The 17,203-nt window shown below is 59.6% G+C and carries 11 protein-coding genes; 5 read left to right on the forward strand and 6 right to left on the reverse strand.

The annotated features are described in order from the left end of the window. Positions 1-100: 100 nt before the first annotated feature. From dnaA to gyrB, 3 genes are all read left to right on the forward strand, one after another. The gene (dnaA, locus tag GYH29_RS00005) at positions 101-1,495 is read left to right on the forward strand and encodes a chromosomal replication initiator protein DnaA (protein ID WP_043592546.1); all 1,395 of its coding nucleotides are present in this window, start codon (positions 101-103) and stop codon (positions 1,493-1,495) included. A gap of 54 nt (positions 1,496-1,549) precedes the next feature. Further along, positions 1,550-2,659, forward strand: a complete 1,110-nt coding sequence (gene dnaN / locus GYH29_RS00010) for a DNA polymerase III subunit beta (protein ID WP_043592545.1) — start codon at positions 1,550-1,552, stop codon at positions 2,657-2,659. Between the two features lie 149 nt (positions 2,660-2,808). Continuing rightward, complete coding sequence (gene gyrB / locus GYH29_RS00015) at positions 2,809-5,199, forward strand: DNA topoisomerase (ATP-hydrolyzing) subunit B (RefSeq protein WP_161522996.1); 2,391 nt, start codon at positions 2,809-2,811, stop codon at positions 5,197-5,199. Positions 5,200-5,628: 429 nt separating this feature from the next. On the opposite strand, the gene GYH29_RS00020 is transcribed toward gyrB, so the two are convergent. Genes GYH29_RS00020 through GYH29_RS00030 form a run of 3 tightly spaced genes read right to left on the reverse strand, consistent with a single transcriptional unit; the run spans position 5,629 to position 8,559 of the window. Continuing rightward, positions 5,629-6,600: a PmeII family type II restriction endonuclease gene (locus GYH29_RS00020; protein ID WP_161522997.1), complete on the reverse strand. Its 972-nt coding sequence runs from the start codon at positions 6,598-6,600 to the stop codon at positions 5,629-5,631. A 3-nt stretch (positions 6,601-6,603) separates the two neighbouring features. After that, positions 6,604-7,980, reverse strand: coding sequence for a DNA cytosine methyltransferase (locus GYH29_RS00025; RefSeq protein WP_161522998.1), 1,377 nt, complete (start codon positions 7,978-7,980; stop codon positions 6,604-6,606). Between the two features lie 12 nt (positions 7,981-7,992). Continuing rightward, entirely contained in the window at positions 7,993-8,559 is a 567-nt protein-coding gene (locus tag GYH29_RS00030; RefSeq protein WP_161522999.1) for a recombinase family protein, read from the reverse strand. Positions 8,560-9,171: 612 nt separating this feature from the next. Here GYH29_RS00030 and GYH29_RS00035 point away from each other — a divergent pair. Continuing rightward, positions 9,172-9,906, forward strand: coding sequence for a hypothetical protein (locus tag GYH29_RS00035; protein ID WP_161523000.1), 735 nt, complete (start codon positions 9,172-9,174; stop codon positions 9,904-9,906). An 81-nt stretch (positions 9,907-9,987) separates the two neighbouring features. Here GYH29_RS00035 and GYH29_RS00040 read toward each other — a convergent pair whose 3' ends face one another. The 3 genes from GYH29_RS00040 to GYH29_RS00050 all read right to left on the reverse strand — a co-directional run bounded on the left by GYH29_RS00040 (position 9,988) and on the right by GYH29_RS00050 (position 12,620). Further along, complete coding sequence (locus tag GYH29_RS00040; RefSeq protein ID WP_161523001.1) at positions 9,988-10,359, reverse strand: DUF1484 family protein; 372 nt, start codon at positions 10,357-10,359, stop codon at positions 9,988-9,990. Between the two features lie 373 nt (positions 10,360-10,732). After that, entirely contained in the window at positions 10,733-11,890 is a 1,158-nt protein-coding gene (locus GYH29_RS00045; RefSeq protein ID WP_161523002.1) for a histidine decarboxylase, read from the reverse strand. Positions 11,891-12,347: 457 nt separating this feature from the next. Beyond that, positions 12,348-12,620 (reverse strand): phosphopantetheine-binding protein, encoded by a 273-nt coding sequence (locus tag GYH29_RS00050; protein ID WP_161523003.1) that lies wholly within the window; start codon positions 12,618-12,620, stop codon positions 12,348-12,350. 124 nt (positions 12,621-12,744) lie between these two features. Between GYH29_RS00050 and GYH29_RS00055 the strand changes: the two genes are divergently transcribed. Next, positions 12,745-17,139 (forward strand): amino acid adenylation domain-containing protein, encoded by a 4,395-nt coding sequence (locus GYH29_RS00055; RefSeq protein ID WP_161523004.1) that lies wholly within the window; start codon positions 12,745-12,747, stop codon positions 17,137-17,139. Positions 17,140-17,203: the final 64 nt, after the last annotated feature.

Here is a 17,203-nt window from a genome sequence, read left to right on the forward strand (position 1 = left end):
AACACACGTCGTCCGCCCCGCGTACGGGGCGCGGCGGCTTCTCCCGCCGCTTGGCCGTAACGCCGACAGCGGGTTTTTCGCTTTTACTTGCGTATATGTAATGACCGAACTGGATCAATTTTGGCCTGGCTGCCTGGCCCGCCTGGAGGCCGAACTGTCTTCGCAACAGTTCAATACCTGGATCAAGCCGCTATCGGCCGAAACCACGGAAGAGGGCATCGCGCTGTTTGCGCCCAACCGCTTCATCATGCAGTTCATCAAGGACCGCTTCCTGGCGCGCATTGAAGAACTGGCGGTGGAACTGGTGGGCGAATGCTTGGTGGAGCTGCGCCTGGGCGCGCCCGCCGGCCGGCCGCTGGCCGCGCCCGCGATGGCGCCGGCCAAGGCCAAGCCCGCACCCAGCGTGCCGGCGCCCAGCGCGCCGTCCCAGGCCAAGCAGGCCGCGGTCAAAGCCATTGGCGGCAGCCACGAAAGCACCCGGCTCAACCCCTCGTTCACCTTCGATACCCTGGTGACCGGCAAGGGCAACCAGCTGGCGCGCGCCGCGGCCATGCAAATTGCGGAAAACCCTGGCGACCAAGCCTACAACCCGCTGTTTGTCTACGGCGGCGTGGGCCTGGGTAAGACCCACTTGATCCAGGCCATCGGCAACCACGTGTTCCAAAAGAACCCGCAAGCCAAGATCCGCTACATCCACGCCGAACGCTACGTGGCCGACATCATGCGCGCCTACCAGCACAAGGCCTTTGACGAATTCAAGCGCTACTACCACTCGCTGGACTTGCTGCTGATCGACGACATCCAGTTCTTCGCCGGCAAGAACCGCACCCAGGAAGAATTCTTCTACGCCTTCAACGCGCTGATCGAGGGCGGCAAGCAGGTCATCATGACCTGCGACAGCTACCCCAAGCAGATAGAAGGCATGGAAGAGCGGCTGATCTCCCGCTTCTCCTGGGGCCTAACCGTGGAAATCCAGCCGCCGGAGCTGGAAATGCGCGTGGCCATCTTGATGAAAAAGGCCGAGGCCGACAGCATCAAGCTGGACCACAACGTGGCCTTCTTCATTGCCCAGAACGTGCGCTCCAACGTGCGCGAACTGGAAGGCGCGCTCAAGCGCGTGGTGGCTTACGCCCGCTTTACCAATCAGAACATCTCGCTGGAACTGGTCAAGGAAGCGCTCAAAGACATCCTGGCCGCCGGCAATCGCCAGGTGACCGTGGACGCCATCCAGAAAACCGTGGCCGAGTACTACAAGATCAAGCTGTCCGACATGCACAGCAAAAAGCGCAGCCGCGACATCGCCCGGCCGCGCCAGGTGGCGATGGCGCTGGCCAAGGAACTGACCCAGCTGTCCCTGCCCAATATCGGCGACGCCTTTGGCGGCCGCGACCACACCACCGTGCTGCACGCCTGCAAGACCATTGCCGAAATGCGCGGCAACGACGCCGATATCGCTCACGATTACGACACGCTGCTGGCCATGCTGCGTAACTAAGACCATGAAGCCTAACTTGAACCGACTCACAAACACCCAACGGGAGCCCGCCCCATGCTGATCCTGCAAGCCGAACGCGATGCCCTGCTCAAGCCACTGCTGGCAGTCACCGGCATTGTCGAGCGTCGTCACACCCTGCCCATCCTGTCCAATGTGCTGATAGAGAAAAAAGGCGGACAAGTGGGCTTCCTGGCCACGGACCTGGAAATCCAGATCACCACCGCCAGCAGCGATGAATTACCGGGCGAAGACTTCCGCCTGACCACCTCCGCCAAAAAGCTGCAGGACATCCTGCGCGCCATCCCGGGCAACGCCACCGTGACCCTGGAACAACTGGACGGCGGCCGCCTGACCCTGAAAGCCGGCAAGAGCCGCTTCAACCTGCAAACCCTGCCGGCCGACGACTTCCCGCTCTTGTCCGTGGGCAGCGCCAGCGACTCCAGCTTCAGCCTGAGCCAGCGCGAACTCAAGCGCCTGATCTCCCAGGTGCAATACGCAATGGCGGTGCAGGACATCCGCTACTACCTGAACGGCCTGCTGATGCAGACCGACGGCAACCAAGTGCGCCTGGTGGCCACCGATGGCCACCGCCTGGCCTTTGCCAGCGCGGACGTGGAAGCCAACCTGCCCAAGTCCGAAGTGATCCTGCCGCGCAAGACCATCATCGAGCTGTACAAGCTGCTGCAGGACATCGACGACCCGATCAATATCGAAGTGCTGGCCAACCAGGTGCGCTTCAGCTTCGGCTCCACCGTCATCATCAGCAAAGTGGTGGACGGCAAGTTCCCGGACTACAACCGCGTCATCCCGCTGGACAACGACAAGATATTCCTGATCGAACGCCTGGAATTCCTGCACGCCTTGCAGCGCGCCGCCATCCTGGCCAACGAGAAATTCCGCGGCGTGCGCCTGGTGCTCAAGCCCGGCTCCATGTCCATCCTCTGCACCAACAGCGAGCAGGAAGAAGCGGAAGAAGAACTGGAAATCGCCTACCAGGGCGGCGAGCTGGAAATCGGCTTCAACATCAACTACCTGATGGACGTGCTGACCAACCTGCCGGCGGACACCCTGCAAATGGCCTTTGGCGACTCCAACCGCAGCACCCTGGTCACCATACCGGACGTGAGCAACTTCAAATACATCGTCATGCCCATGCGGATTTGACGCCGGCCGCCACCCGGCAGCCCGCCGGCGGCGGAGGCCCCGCCCCCGCCCCGGCAAACGGATTTTCAGATTGACCGGCAGAGGCCGGCCGCGCGGCGCCAGGAATCACTCCCGGCCCGCCCGGCCCCTCTCCATACAGAAAGCAGCAGATGAGCGAACAGGAATACGGCGCGGATAGCATCAAAGTCCTCAAAGGATTGGATGCCGTACGCAAACGCCCCGGCATGTATATTGGCGACACCTCGGACGGCACCGGCTTGCACCACATGGTGTTTGAAGTGCTGGACAACGCCATTGACGAAGCGCTGGCCGGCCATGCCGACACCATCAAGGTCATCATCAACCCCGACAACTCCATCACCGTGGAAGACAACGGCCGGGGCATCCCCACCGACATCCACCCGGAAGAAGGGCGATCGGCGGCGGAAGTGATCATGACCATCCTGCACGCCGGCGGCAAATTCGACAGCAACAGCTACAAGATCTCCGGCGGCCTGCACGGCGTGGGCGTTTCCGTGGTGAACGCGCTGTCCGATTGGCTGAAACTGAAAATCTGGCGCGACGGCAAAGTCCATGAAATGGAATTCCGCCGCGGCGACGCCGTGGCCCCGCTCACCGTGACCGGCCACACCAACCACCGCGGCACGGAAGTGACCTTCCGCGCCAGCGAAGAAACCTTTGGCCTGGTGGAATACCACTTCGACATCCTGGCCAAGCGCATCCGCGAACTGTCCTTCCTGAATCAGGGCGTGGGCATCCAGCTGATAGACAAGCGCACCGGCAAGGAAGAAAACTTCGCCTTCTCCGGCGGCGTGGCCGGCTTCGTGGAATACATGAACCGCAACAAGACCGTGCTGCACCCCAAAGTGTTCTACGGCATTGGCGAAAAAGACGGCATGAGCGTGGAAGTGGCGATGCAGTGGAACGACTCCTACCAGGAAAGCGTCCAGTGCTTCACCAACAACATCCCCCAGCGCGACGGCGGCACCCACATGACCGCGCTGCGTCAGGTGATGACCCGCACGCTGAACCAGTACATCGAAGAATCCGAAGTGGCCAAAAAGGCCAAGGTGGACACCTCCGGCGACGACATGCGCGAAGGCCTGACCTGCGTGCTCTCCGTCAAACTGCCGGACCCCAAGTTCTCCAGCCAAACCAAGGACAAACTGGTTTCCAGCGAAATTGGCCCGGTGGTCAATGAAGTGATCAGCGAAGCGCTGAAAACCTATCTGCTGGAACACCCCAACGACGCCAAAATCATCTGCGGCAAGATTGTGGAAGCCGCCCGCGCCCGCGAAGCCGCGCGCAAGGCCCGCGAAATCACCCGCCGCAAAGGCATCATGGACGGCCTGGGCCTGCCCGGCAAACTGGCGGACTGCCAGGAAAAAGACCCCAAGCTGTGCGAACTGTACCTGGTGGAGGGGGACTCCGCCGGCGGCTCCGCCAAACAAGGCCGCGACCGCAAATTCCAGGCCATCCTGCCGCTGAAGGGCAAGATCCTGAACGTGGAACGCGCCCGCTTCGACAAAATGCTGCAAAGCCAGGAAGTGGCCACCCTGATCACCGCCATGGGCTGCGGCATTGGCAAGGACGAGTACAACCCGGACAAACTGCGCTACCACCGCATCATCATCATGACCGATGCCGACGTGGACGGCGCCCACATCCGCACCCTGCTGCTCACCTTCTTCTACCGCCAAATGAGCGAACTGGTAGAGCGCGGCCACATCTACATCGCCCAGCCGCCGCTGTACAAGGCCAAACTGGGCAAGCAAGAGCGCTACCTCAAGGACGACTCCGAGCTCAACCAGTTCCTGCTGCAACTGGCGCTGGAAAAAGCCGAACTGATCCCGGCCGAAGGCGCCGCCGCATTGTCCGGCGACACCTTGGGCGAAATTGCCCGCCAGTTCCTGCTGACCCGCTCCGTGATTGAACGCGAAAGCCGCGTGATAGACCCGCTGGTGCTGGAAGCCATGCTCAAAACCGGCCCGCTGTCCCTCAGCAGCCAGCAAGAAGCGGACGCCGCGCTGGCCAAACTGAGCGCGCTGCTGCCGGCGGACGCCATCGAACTGCAACTGCTGCGCGACGAAAAGAACGACGGCCACCTGATCAAAATCATCCGCAAACTGCACGGCAACGTGATGGTAACGGTGATGGACCAGGACTTCCTGGAATCCGGCGACTACGCGGAAATGAAGAAAACCGGCGACATGCTCAGCGGCCTGTTGCGCGAAGGCGCCCACGTCAAACGCGGCGAAACCGTGAAACCGGTGGCGGAGTTTGGCGAAGCGCTGGACTGGCTACTGGCGGAAGTGAAGAAGGGCATGAACATCCAGCGCTATAAGGGCCTGGGCGAGATGAACCCGGAACAGCTGTGGGAAACCACGATGGACCCCACCGTGCGCCGCCTGCTTAAGGTGCGCATTGAAGACGTGATGAGCGCGGACGACGTGTTCACCACCCTGATGGGCGACGAAGTGGAACCGCGCCGGAACTTCATCGAAGGCAATGCCTTGATTGCGCGGAATATTGATGTGTGAGGGTGTAGGGTGACACTCAAAGTGAAATTTGTGTCAGGTTAGTGAAAAAATGCTGACGCAGATAATGAAAAACCCACCGGTTAGTTTCGGTGGGCTTTTTCACGATGGATCAAACTGTTGCTTTTCGACCTGAGCTGCTGGTGGTAGGCGTTATCTTGTGCGGCAGCAATACTGAGATTAGCGCACTCTGTCGAGAGCTCGCAGTCGAGTCACTGCTTTATCTGCTGGCGAACGGTAGAGGCTAAACATCGACCTCGCACCACCGCTACGCGCTATACCTACAATTTACAATTCCCACTCGATTGTAAGTGGAAAAGATATTCTCAACAATAACAGAGGGTTGGTGTCCTTTTGGTGATGAGCTTTATGACAAATGCCATGCGCAGTCAAGGAGACTCACTCCGCTGAAAGTGACCAAGTGAGGCATGCTCAATCAACGAGTTCGTCGCAGAAGTGATGGGCCATCAAGAAGAGCCACGGAAGTTGACTCCTCTGTAGCAACGAAACGTTGTATTCCTCGCGCACGCGGTGGGTTGAAACTATCTCACCCAGATCCCTTATCGTATACTGATAATTGTTAGCATCTGCTGTACCAACATTGACGCATGCGCGTATTAGTGCAGTGAAAACTTCAATAAAGCACAGATCACCACCAAGATGGTGCCACCAATCTAATCCAATTCGCACTGTCACATCGACCGTGACGTCATTCTGTACAAATTGACAGGCCCATTGATTGTCAGGTGATATCGTTAGGGATGATCCCGACTTCTGCTTTATATTTCGCAGAATGTGCCAGTCTTTCTTATTGGAAAGTTTTTCTGTCCCATAAAGTACCCCGTATGTGAACTCGATCCGTCGTTTATCTGACTCGCTCGACCAAGACGAATAGTTGGTAAGAATCGCATCGGCAAAATTCTCACTCATTTCATCATTGAGACATCGGGGGCCACTTTTTAGCGTAGCTAGGTGATAAACGTCTGAGTCAAGACGCTTGCCGTCCAGTGCGGAATTTGATGTGTGCATTTCACTGGCAACACACTCCCAGCCATACTCAGGAAGAACGACCTCCTCTACCATCCTTCCTGCAGAAGTCTCCATCGAAGAGAACTGCTTTGCAGGAAGGATGTCTGCCTCAATTTCGCTAACCTTGGAATAACCTCGCTGGCGTGCGTGGATCAAAAGCACATAGGGGCTAGTGTTAAACTTTTGGAGAACTGCATCCTGCGTCGGCAGTGATGATATATGCGTCTCGATCTTATTCCGAAATGCAGTCTCTAAACGCAGCACTCTCTCCCTTCGGTCCTGGTTATTATCAACTTGCTGTAATTGCCCAAGCAATTGTTGACGGGATAGCGACCTCTTCTGAGCCCGGGGTAAGCCGGAGTGACCTCGAGCCATTTTTCAAATACTCCTTAATTTTCGCTGCGTTTTCGGCTTAGCGTAGCGGACGTTTTCGCTCCCCTCGCCATTGCCCCAGACGATGGTCTCTCCACCTTTAAACCACTGGCGAGTACGCACATGGGACTGCAAGTATATGATACGCGGTTCAAATGAACTCATCGTTTCGAATTTGGCCCCTTCCCTAAGAGCCTTGTCCAATTCTTGAGAAATGACTCCACCAGCCACACACCCCAGTCTGGTTGGGACAGCGTTCCCAATTTGAGCGTACTGTTTAGATAACGTGCCGCTAAATTGCCAATTGTCTGGAAACTCCTGAATTCGCGCATATTCACGAATTGTAAGTGCCCGATTCTCCCTGGGATGACAAAGAGATGTGCTGGCATGATTGGGCATCGTGACCAAGGTTGGGCAAGGGAGGTCGAAGGTCAACCTTCGCCACCAACCGGATCTTCCTCCCTTGGCATGCCATGCGCGTCCCATAGATTCCTTTTGCACTTCTTCCGGCAAACTGCGCCAGTTTGAACCTTCCGGCACCATTGCCAAGAACCCTTTTTTTCGAGGGCTGAAGTCCATAATCTGAGGATTTGGATCGTCCAGCCCCTCCAACGCATCTCCTAGTGTTTTCCACGGCTGAAGGTTCACAGCCTCAAATAGATTATCTTGAGATCCTGTAGTTTGACTAGGCCCATGAGTCGGTGCAGGAAACTCCACCAATCTGCCAAATCTGTTCCCAATAAATAGTGCGCGCTCTCGAAGCTGAGGGGCACCATAATTGACAGCATTCACTTCAAAAATATCTAAGTGGTATCCGCCGTTAATAGTAGATAGATCCTTGGCAAATAGACGAACAACCGACCCAGGTTTTTCTTCTTCGCTCAGAGGTGCTCCACCTTTTTCTGGGCGTTCTGCTATTGGGCGGTGCTTCAGAGCGGCCGATAGCAACCCCCTAACGTTTTCCATCAGAAAGAACTTCGGCTCCACATATGAAACAAAACGAAGGAAGTCCCAAAGAAGTGTCCCGCGAGGATCCTGTGTCGTTCCCCTTCGTCCGGCCGTACTGAACGATTGGCATGGAGGCCCGCCAACCACAACATCAATAGAACTAGGATCAATCCCCATTTTATCTAGTGCTTCTTTAGGATCGAGCTTTGACAAATCGGCCTCCAAGACCCGCAAATCTTGAGGCAACCGACCTGAATCTCGGTTTTGGCGGATAGTTTCGCAGAAGGCCGACTCTTTCTCGATACAGGCCACTATTTTGAACCTACCGGTACTTTCTAGCCCTAGATCAAGCCCCATTCCACCAGAGAATAAAGAAAGAACACGATATTGCTCGGGAACCTTATGCGCATTATCGGCTTTCGGTCGTTGGTACATCAAAACCTCTCATTAACGTGGCGTAACAACGCCAACATACTTGTAAAGTGTGGTGCGAGAGACGCCATAGCGACGAGCTACCTCGGCTACCTGAATATCTGGATCGCGCAACAAGGCTTTAATCTCACACACTTGCCGTGCATCTAACTTGGGCTTCCGCCCACCGGCACGCCCACGAGCACGGGCCGCGGCCAATCCGGCCAGCGTGCGCTCTCGGATCAAAGTTCGTTCAAACTCGGCTAATGCCGCAAACATATGAAATTGCAGCTTGCCTGAGGCGCTGCCTGTCTCGATCTTCTCAGTCAGGCTCTCGAAATGCACCCCGCGCTGCTCCAGGTCGGCCACGATCTGCACCAGATCTTGCAGGCTGCGCCCGAGTCGATCCAACCGCCACACGACAAGGGTATCTCCTGCTCTCAGCGCTTTACGACATTGCTCAAGCTCCAGGCGGGCGGCATTTTTACCACCGGCAGCTTCCTCATAAATCACGCAACACCCTGCCTGATTGAGCACGTCACGCTGCAGGTCTAGGTGCTGGTCATCGGTTGACACTCGGGCGTATCCTATCCGTTGATTCATTGTTGCAACCAAAACATTGAAAACTTGACGCGAATATTAACACCGATGGCCAGGTTAGACGATCAAAAATCGGCGGAAGGCGGATTGTTCAGAAAACGACCGTTTGTCAAATACCAAGCAGAAACCGAGATAGGTCCAGCCACCGTTAGCAATGACCAAGTTTGATAGCTTCCTGACGCTAGCAATCAGTCTATCTCTGGTAGCCGCGCAATAAACTGGTGCCGCAGACAGTGTAGTGTGATCGCAAACAGAGATCCCGTTGGGTTGGATCTGTAACCATACATTTGTCCATGGTTTATTAGTTGCCGCTGACTGGTTACTGGGGGGACGTCGCAACCGCAGCAAGCGAGACATGCTGGCGGCCAAGCCGCATTTGGAGCGTTGGCTGACGCATCTCTCTAGGCATGGAGATGAGCAGGGTGTGCTATTAGCACAGTTGGGCTTTGTCTCGGACCTGAGGTGCTCGCTTAGCGTGGAGGAGTGGGCGTATCAGAATGGTGACGATATTAGCGCCTTCTCTTGGCTTGAGGGTACAAGTTTAGAACGTATTGATTCCAGTTTGGTTGGGTTATTTGCCGTTACTTCTTGATGTGATTTCAAAGGAGGGGTGCGATGAGTTCGCTCTCTAGCAAGTCGTCAGGCTATTTGAAGCGAGGAAGAGAGGTCTGGCGAGATAAGACTCGGTTGGTGCTTCAGATTTGCGAGTTCTTGGTTAAAATTTTTGGAGTGGCAATTACCTTTTTAGGTGTATGTGCCTGGATAGCAGGGAAGGCTTTTTTTAGTGGTTATTGGGCGGCCGTAGGTAATGGTGGTCCACTTTCCTCATCATCAATTCAGGAGGTTGCATTCTTTGGCTTTGCTGCAGCCATTCGTATTTGGTTTTATGCTATTTTCGTGATTGCTTGTTTTGGTGCTTTGGCATGGTTTTTTGGTATAGGTTTAAATAGGAAAAATAAGAAACCAAGTGATAAATTTATCCGCGTGAGAACGTGGTTTTCAGAGCGGTTCTCATACGATAAAGATAATAAATATATTTCCATTTTTATTATTTGGGTTGCGGCCATTTTGTATAGCTTTGTGGTGTTTCCTTTGGCTGGATGGGTTAATTCAGCAAGTGACGCGGGTAGAGAGAGGTTTGATGAAATTGTATGTCATCGGCTAAAAGGCAATGATTTTCCCACTGGGATATCTATGAGTGAAGGTGGGCAGCTACAGGGCTGGGTCTTGGATAGGTCGGAAAAGTTTATGATGCTGGTGGATAGAAGTTTCGTTTACACCATCTCATTGGGTGAGAAGGTCCGCGTGGTAGAAAAAACCGCACTTAAACTAACCTGCAAGAAGCCCTGAAATTGGTTGTGGAGATGATGCTCTCCTTAGGGTTGATAAGAGAGAAGGAAACGCCGCAGCCCCGCTGCGGCGTTTCCACATCTACATCACCGAGCAAATCAGTCTGTGGCTGGTTTGTAGCTCTTGCCGCACCGGTTCCAGCAGGGTCACGATTTGGTCGCAGTTCAGCGTGCTGTCTTCCGGGCAGCTTTGCAGCAGGGTCAGCAGCGCGTGCAGGCTTTGGTTGGCGTAGTGGAGGTGCATGGTGCCGCGGGTGATGCTTTCGTCCACGTCCAGGTAGCGCTGGTCCAGTTGTTGGCTCAGTGTTTCCAGTTCCGGCCGGCCTTGGGCGTTGACGCGCAGTGCTTTCAGCAGGTCTTGCAGTTGTTGCAGGATGGGGGTGGCGCTGGCGCTGGCGGTGATGGTGTCAGCCAAGGGGTCGGGATTGGCTTGGGGGATATTCAATATATTCACTATGGCCTCCACAAACATTTGCTTAAGGAAGCCTGCGCGGCACGCACGGGAGGCGTGGGCAGGCTCATGACAAAGTGGGAGGACCGGAACGTTCCACGGCAGCCCCAAGGGGCTCAGTGCCATGAGCCCGCCCGGTGGTGGCAGACGCATGAGCACATAGCAAGTCGCAGCCAAGCGATTTGCTAAGAAACGTTCAAAACGGGCCTCCCAGCCCATGGCTGCGTTATTTGGCGCAGCGCATGGGCAGAGTAAGGGGGGCTAGGCCCAGCGTCAAGGCGGCGGTGGGCCGGGGGCGGGGATTACAGCAGAAAGCCGCCCTCTTCGGGCGGCTTTTTACGCGGTATTGCCACAAGGTGGCAGATGTAAGCCGGCTCTAAGCCGCGCTCATGGCGGCGCCGGTTGAGACAGCTCCCAAGTCCTGGATGATGTCGTCAATCAGGCGGTCCAGCCGCTGGCTGTCGTGGTGGTGGGGCGTGGTGATCAGGTGGGCCGCGCCGCCGGATCGGGCCAGGCCGTGTTTGTCGCACACGGGTTCGGACGGGCTGGGGAACACCACGGTAATGGAGTTCTGGCAGCGCCAGGCCTGGATGCCGGCGGCCCGGAAGCGGTCTATCGCGTATTGGGCCATGTCCAGGCAGTGGCGCACTTTGCGACGCCATTCCGCCAGCGGCCGGCTCTTGATGGCGGCCCACAGCATCATGGGGGTGTGGCCGTTGCGGGAGCCGCTGATGGTTTGGTCTCTGGCGGAGATGTAGTCGATTTCCACGGAGATGCGCGACACATTGCTGCGTTTGGCCAGCACGATGCCGCATGGCATGGGCGAACCTATCATCTTGTGGCCGGACACGCTGATGGAGTCGATGCCGTCGGCGAAGGAGTAGGGCTGCGGGGCGTCGACAAAGGGCAGGATCATGCCGCTGAGCGCGGCGTCCGCGTGCAGGTAGTAGTCCTGCCGCGGGATGTCGGCCTTAGCCAGCTTGTCCTGGATGATGCCGATGTCGTCCACGGCTCCTTTCATGGTGGTGCCCACGTTGACGAAGACGATGGGGTGGCGTTCCTGGTCTTGCTGGATTTTGGCCACCAGGTCGTCGTAGTCGATTTCGCCGCTGGGTAGGGAGTCCACCGCGCGGGATTTGATGCGCAGCAGCTTGATGATTTTGGCCACGGAGTAGTGGCTGTCTTTGGAGTAGTACAGGGTGGCGTCCGGGAAGAGTTCTCGGGCGAGGTAGCAGCCAAACATATTGCCTTCGGTGCCGCCGTTGGTCACGTAGCCCCAGCTTTCGTCAAAGGGGATGTGGAACAGTTCGGCGAAGAAGTGCATGACTTCGCGTTCGAAGTCGAAGGAGTTCAGCAGGTAGTTGCTGCTTTCGTTCCAGTCGCCGCAGTTGTTGATGGAGAAGCGCAGGAAGCGGTGCAAGGGGGCGTAGTCGAAGTCGGCCGATTCCGGGTAAGCAAGATTGAAATATTGGTGTTGCAAGCAGTACTGCCAGAAAGATTCGATACGGTTTTGGTCTAGAGAAGACAGCGACATGGGATAGCTCCGTGGTTTCTCAGAACCTGCTCACGATCCGCTGCGCGTCGACGGGATAGTTTAGACCGGGCGTTGAGACCACCTTCGAAATGCTCATGCACGCTGTGCGCATTCCGCTTTCTCAGCTGTTCTCGCCTTGTCTCACTTTGTCTTGTCTTGGCTCGCAAGATCGTGAATGGGTCCTCGGTGGGTGGGTATTGCTGGTGTTCTTCCTTGTTGGCTGGGCGTGTGTCGGCGCCCGGTTTTGTCTGTTTTAGGGGTTCTGTTAGTGGTTCTTAGAGCGTGTTTACGATCTCGCGAGCAAGGGCGAGACAAGGCGAAAATGGCTGAGGAAGCGGAATGTACTAGTGGTACATGAGCATTTCGAAGCCGTACTCACCGTGGGGCGTCTCACGACGCGCGGCAGGTCGTAAACAGGTTCTAAGGGCCGGTTCTGCGTGCCGGCCGCAGCCACTCTTCAAGCGCCCGCTTGCCGGGCGTCCAGCAGCGCTTCCCAGTCCGCCAGGGTGGGGGAGCGGCTCAGTTCTTCCGTGCGCACGGGGATGCCGCGGGCGTTGAGTTCCGCGGCCAGCGTCATCAGGCGCAGGGAATCCAGGCCGTAATACATCAGGTTTTCCGTGGGGTTCAGCGCCCCGTCTTCCGCTATCAGTTGCCGCAGCCGGTCATGCAGCCATTGGCGCGGGCTGGCGGCTTCCGTTGGCGATGGTTTGGCTGGTTTTTCATTCGTCATGACGATTTCACCTTGATCATTGCATCACGCTAATGGTGTAAATTATAATCATTCGCATTTAGAGATGCCATATGGAGATGAAAGAAATGCAAGAAATCCATTTGTCAATTTTCAAGGGCGTGAAATGAGAGAGCTGACTTCAATGCAAGCGGCCTGCTGGATGGGCCGGGGCGATCATTCGGATCTGGGTGGCGTCTCTGCGCATTTGTATGCGGAGTTTGACGGCCAAGCCATTGATCTGCCGCGTTTGGTGGCCGCGCTGGGCAGGCTGGGGCGTGAGCACGGGATGCTGCGCGCCTGCGTAACGGCGGACGGCATGCAGGCGCTGGCGGCGGCGGATAAGGCGCCTCATTTGGAGGTGGAGGATTTCACCGCCCTGGAGGGTGAGGCGCTGGCGCAGCGCCTGGAAGCCAAGCGCCAGCAGTGGACACATCAGCGGCTTGACCTGGCAACGGGTCAAGCCGTTCGTTTTTCCATCAGCTTGTTTGGCGCGGGGGATAGCCGGCTGCATGTGGACGCGGACATGATCGCCGTGGACCCGTCCAGCTTCCGTGTGCTGATGGAGGATTTGGCGCTGTTTTACGAATCCCCGGATGCGGAGCTGCCGCCCACGCCGTCTTTCTTTGAGTGGTGCGACCGGGCGCGGGACGAGCCCTGGCTCAAGGCGGCTCGGGAACGGGACCGCGATTGGTGGCGCGAGCAATTGCCCAATATCGCGCCGGCTCCGTCCTTGCCGCGCCGGGCGGCGCCGGCGGGCGCGGCGTCCAGCCATCGCCTGTGCGCCTGGTTGGAGCCGGAGCAGCGCCAGGCTTTGCGGCGCTTGGCCAAGGCGCAGCGGCTGACGCTGTCCGGCCTGATGCTGGGCTTGTTCGCCCAGGCCTTGGGCGCGGCCACCGGGGACCGGCGCTTCCGGCTGAATGTGCCGGTGTTCTGGCGGCCGCCGTTGCTGGAGGGCGCGGAACGCATCATCGGGGAGTTTGCCAACCTGGTGTTGCTGAATGTGGATTTGGACGCGGCGCCAACTACGGGCGCGCTGTGCCGAAGCCTGGCCGCGAAGTTGCTGGAGCGCGCCGGCCATTGCGCTTATCCGGGCGTCAACCTGATGCGGGATCTGTCCCGCCATCACCGCTCGCCGCAGATCGCGCCGGTGGTGTTTACCGCGGCGCTGGACATGCCGGGCGGCGAGTTGTTCTCTGAGCGGGTGCGGCGCGTTTTCGGCGCGATGAACTGGGTGATTTCGCAAGGGCCGCAGGTGGCGCTGGACGCGCAGATTGTCAGCGCGGACGGCGGGGTGTTGATCAACTGGGACATCCGTCTGGACGCCTTGCCGCAAGATTGGGTCACGCAGCTATTCAACGATTTCGTGGCCCTGGCCACCGCCGTGGCGGCGGACCCGGCCGCGCTGGAGCGCCCGCTGGCGCAGCCGGAGGCGGAAACGCCGTTGACGGTGTTGCAGCAGGCGTATTTGCTGGGCCGCACCGCGCAGCTGCCGCTGGGCGGGGTGGCGATGCAGGAATTCCGCGAATACCACGGGACGATGGATCCGGCGTTGTTGCGCGCCCGGCTGGCCGAGATGGTGCGGCGTCATGATTGCCTGCGCACGGTGATAGACGTTGCGCGCTTGCGGCAGCGGGTCCGCGCGCAGCCGCGGGTGAATCTGCGGGAGGTGGATTTGCGCGCCTTGTCGCCGGCGGCGGCTCAGGAGCGGGTGGCGGCGGCGCGCGAGGATTACGCCCACGCGCTGTTTGATCTGGAGCACTCCCCGTGGGAGCTGACGCTGTTCCTGCTGCCGGACGGCTCCTTGACGGTGTTTGCGCGTTTTGACGCCTTGATCGTAGACGGCCGTTCCATCGCCGCGCTGATGTTGGAGCTGTTCCAGGGCGTGGCGGAGCCGAGCAGGCCGGCCGCCGCCGCGGCGGCCGAGGCGTCCGCTGAAGCCCGCAAGGCGGACGCGCTGTACTGGAAAAACAAGCTGGCCGATTGCGGCGGCGCGCCGAGGCTGCCTTGGCGCAAGCCCTTGGATCAATTGGGCGTGGCGCGCTATGAGCGGCAAAGCCTGACGGTGAGCGCGGAGCGTTTCGAGCGGCTGAGCAAGCTGGGCAACGGCCAACGCTTTTTCAAGAACACCACGGTGATGGCGCTGGTGTTGGAGGTGCTGTCGCACTGGCTGGACGAGGGCGGCTTGTGCGTGGCGGTGCCGGTGGCGCCGCTGCCGTCCGGCGGTTTCTCCAACCGTTCCAGCTTCATCGCGGTGGCGTGGCAGGCGGGGCTGGACAGCCTGGCGGAGCGCGGCCGCCGCTTGCAGGCGGACGTGATGGAGGGCTTGCAGCATCTGGCCTTCTCCGGCGTGGACCTGGCGCGGATGTTGTTTGAGAGCCATGGCCCCGGCCCGGCGCTGCCGGTGGTGGTGACCAATGGCTTGTCGTGGCCGGTGGCGGCGGACGGCGCGATGCGCCAGACGGGCGGGCTGACCCAAACGCCGCAGGTGGCGATGGATCTGCGCTTTTCCGCGCGGGCGGACGGCGCGCTGGTGTTTGACATCGACTACGCCCGCGACGCCTTGGAGCCGGCTCTGGTGGGCGCGGTGCTGAGCGCGCTGGAGCGGGCCATCGAGCAAGTGGTGAACAGCGGCGTGTTTGAGGCTCCGGCCGGGCGGGTGCTGGATTACGGCCATTACCGGCTGAACAGCGTGGAAGCCGATGCGCGCAGCGAGGATTTCCTCGGCCGCATCGCCGCCCAGATCTTCGACCCGGACAACGCCAGGGTGGCGTTGATGAGCGGCCAGCGGCGGATACGCTACGGCGAGCTGGGCGAGGCGGTGTCCCGGGCGATGGCGGCGCTGAAGGCGCGCGGCGTGAGCGCGGGACAGGTGGTGGCGGTATGCCTGCCGCGCAGCCCGGAGCACACCATCATCACCCTGGCGTGCGCCTTTAGCGGCGTGGTGTGGGTGCCGATAGACGCGGCGTCGCCGGAGGAGCGGCTGCGTTATCTGCTGGACAACTGCCGGCCAAACCTGGTGGTGGCGGCCCAGCCCTTGCCGACGGAGCATGCGCGGGCTACGCCGGAACAACTGTTGGCCGAGGCCGCGCCGCTCGCCGCGCGCGGCGGCTGGCAGGCGCTGTCCCTGAGCGAGACGCCGGCGTATTACCTGTACACCTCGGGCACCACCGGCAAGCCCAAGTGCGTGGTGTTGTGCAACCGGGCCACGGCCAATGTCATTGGCTCCACGCTGGAACACTGGCAGGTGAGCCAGCGCGATGTGTGCATGTCGGTGACGCCGCTGCATCACGATATGTCGGTGTTCGATGTGCTGGGCAGCCTGAGCGCCGGCGCCACGCTGGTGTTGCCGGAGGCGGGCGAGGAGAAGGACGCGGTGCGCTGGAACCAGCTGGTGGACGAGCACGGCGTCACGCTGTGGTGCACGGTGCCGGCCATGCTGGAGATGTTGCTGTCTTGCCGGCGGGAAGGCGGGCTGCAAAGCCTGCGGCTGGTGGCCCAGGGCGGGGATTACATCAAGCCGTCCATCATCGCGGATTTGCGCGCCGCCCTGCCGGCGGCGCGGCTGCTGTCCTTGGGCGGGCCGACGGAAACCACGATCTGGAGCATCTGGCACGACATCCTCGCCGAGGATTGCGCCAAGGTGCCCTATGGCCGGCCTCTGCCCGGCAACCGCTATTGGCTGCTGAACGAGCGCGGCGAGCATTGCCCGGCCGGCGTGGCCGGACGCATCCACACCGCCGGCGTCAATCTGGCGCTGGGCTATCTGGAAAACGGCGAGCTGACCCAGCACGACTTCGTCACGGTGCGGGACGAGGCCGGCCAGGAGGCGCGGGCCTTCCGCACGAGCGACTGCGGCCGCTACCGGCCGGACGGGGTGATGATGTTCGACAGCCGGGTGAACGGCTACGTCAAGGTGCGCGGCGTGCGGGTGTCGCTGCCGGACATCGAGATGGAGCTGATCAAGCATCCGGCGCTGGCCCATGTGCTGGTGGTGGATGTGGGCGACGAGCGGCAGGGGGAGCTGGGCATAGGCGCGCTTTACGTGGCCAAGCCCGGCGCGGAGGCGAGCGCGGCGGATCTGCGCGAGCACGCGCGCCGCGTCCTGCCGCAATCCCATGTGCCCACGCGCCTCCTGCGGGTGGAGCAGCTGCCTTTGTCGCAAAACGGCAAGCCGGACCGCCGCGGCGCGCGCGCGCTGTTGCAGGCGCCGGCCCAGGTTCCGGCTCAGAACCCTGTGGCGCCGCCCGCGCCCGCTGCCGCCGTTGCCGAGGCTCCGGCCCCGGCGACACGGCACCGGCGCCCGGTGCTGGACATTTATCTGGGCGTGCTGGGGCGTTCCTACCAGGAGCTGGCCGACGAGTTGCTGGATTTCAGCAGCATGGGCTTGCTGCCCCAGCATCTGAAAGCCATTGCGGCGCGCATGCGGGAAACCTTCGCCGTGGAGCTGTCGCCCGGACAGTTGCTGCGTTGCCGCAATGTGGCGGATGTGGAGCGCTTGCTGGTCGCTGGTCAGCCTTAATCAAACTCTTCCCGGGGCGGCTTCTCCGCCCTGGGGACAACCGATAGAACCTTGGGAGTTTTTC

This window comes from Chromobacterium haemolyticum (assembly GCF_009936155.1).
GTDB classification, from domain to species: domain Bacteria; phylum Pseudomonadota; class Gammaproteobacteria; order Burkholderiales; family Chromobacteriaceae; genus Chromobacterium; species Chromobacterium haemolyticum.